At 72.8% G+C, this 1,458-nt stretch carries 2 protein-coding genes; both read left to right on the top strand.

Annotated features, from left to right (window positions below):
• On the top strand, nt 1-1,150 hold a 1,150-nt coding region (locus AB0J52_RS40375), incomplete at its 5' end, for an ABC transporter permease/substrate-binding protein (RefSeq protein ID WP_500188485.1).
• Nucleotides 1,151-1,179: 29 nt separating this feature from the next.
• Nucleotides 1,180-1,458 (top strand): PfkB family carbohydrate kinase (locus tag AB0J52_RS40370; protein ID WP_500188483.1); only part of this gene is annotated, 279 nt, incomplete at its 3' end.

Raw genomic sequence — 1,458 nt, 5'->3', positions numbered from 1 at the left:
CGCGAGCCTGGCGGGCGGCAAGGGCCGCGCGTTCGGCACCCTGGTCGGCGCGCTGATCCTCGCCGTCCTGCGCAACGGCCTGAACCTGCTGTCGGTGTCGGCCTTCTGGCAGCAGGTCGTGATCGGCGTCGTGATCGCCCTCGCCGTCCTGCTGGACACCGTCCGGCGCAAGGGCCTGCGGCTGTCGTCGCGCAAGGCGTGGGCCGGCGCGGCCGTCGCCCTCGCGGCGGTCGTCGCGATCGCGGTCGGCGTCGCCTCCACCGGCGACAAGTCCGGCGGATCGGGCGGCGTCGCGGGCGGCGCGCACAAGGACCTCAAGATCGGCCTGTCGGTCTCCACGCTGAACAACCCGTTCTTCGTCCAGTTCCGCGACGGCGCACAGGAGGAGGCCCGGAAGCAGGGCGTCACCCTGGCCGTCCAGGACGCCCAGAACGACGCGTCCCAGCAGGTCAACCAGGTGCAGAACTACAGCAGCCAGGGCATGAAGGCGATCGTGGTCAACCCGGTCGACTCCGACGCCGCGGCGCCCGCGGTCCAGGCCGCCAACCGGGCCGGCATCCCGGTGGTCGCCGCCGACCGCACCGTGAACGGCGCGAAGCTGGCCCAGTTCGTGGCGTCGGACAACATCGCGGGCGGCAAGGACGCGGCCAAGACCCTCGCCGGGGCCCTCGGCGGCAAGGGGAAGATCGTGATCATCCAGGGCCAGCCGGGCACCTCGGCCTCCCGCGAGCGCGGCCAGGGCTTCGAGGAGGGCATCAAGCAGTACCCCGGCATCCAGGTCGTGGCGAAGCAGCCCGCGGACTTCGACCGCACCAAGGGCCTGGACGTCATGACCAACCTGCTCCAGTCGCACCCGGACGTGAACGGCGTGTTCGCCGAGAACGACGAGATGGCGCTCGGCGCGATCAAGGCGCTCGGCTCCAAGGCGGGCTCGCAGGTCAAGGTCGTCGGCTTCGACGGCACGCCGGACGGCGTCAAGGCCGTCAAGGCCGGCACGCTCTTCGCGACCGTCGCCCAGCAGCCCCGGCTGCTCGGCCGGATGGCCGTGCAGAGCGCGATCAAGGCCGCGCAGGGTGAGACGATCGACCCGACGAACGCGGTGCCGGTGAAGGTCGCGACGCGCGAGAACGCCGACCGGTTCGCGGGCTGACGGAGCCGGCCGGACGGATGGTGGAGCCGATGAGCAGGGGGGACGCGCAGATGGCGCACGAGGTGGTCGTGGTGGGGTCGGTCAACGCCGACCTGGTCGTCCGGGTCGACCGGCGGCCCGGACCGGGTGAGACGGTGCTCGGCTCGGACCTCGCCACCCTGCCCGGCGGCAAGGGCGCCAACCAGGCCGTCGCCGCGGGGCGGCTCGGCGGCCGGGTCGGCATCCTGGCCCGCGATCGCAGCCTGGATCACCTGGTCGTACTGGTTGAAGCGCAGCACGCCTTTCGGGCGCGCGTCGCCGAGCCCGGC

The sequence above is a fragment of the Spirillospora sp. NPDC049652 genome, assembly GCF_040675125.1.
GTDB lineage: Bacteria > Actinomycetota > Actinomycetes > Streptosporangiales > Streptosporangiaceae > Spirillospora.
This window is presented reverse-complemented; position numbering and strand designations above follow the sequence as displayed.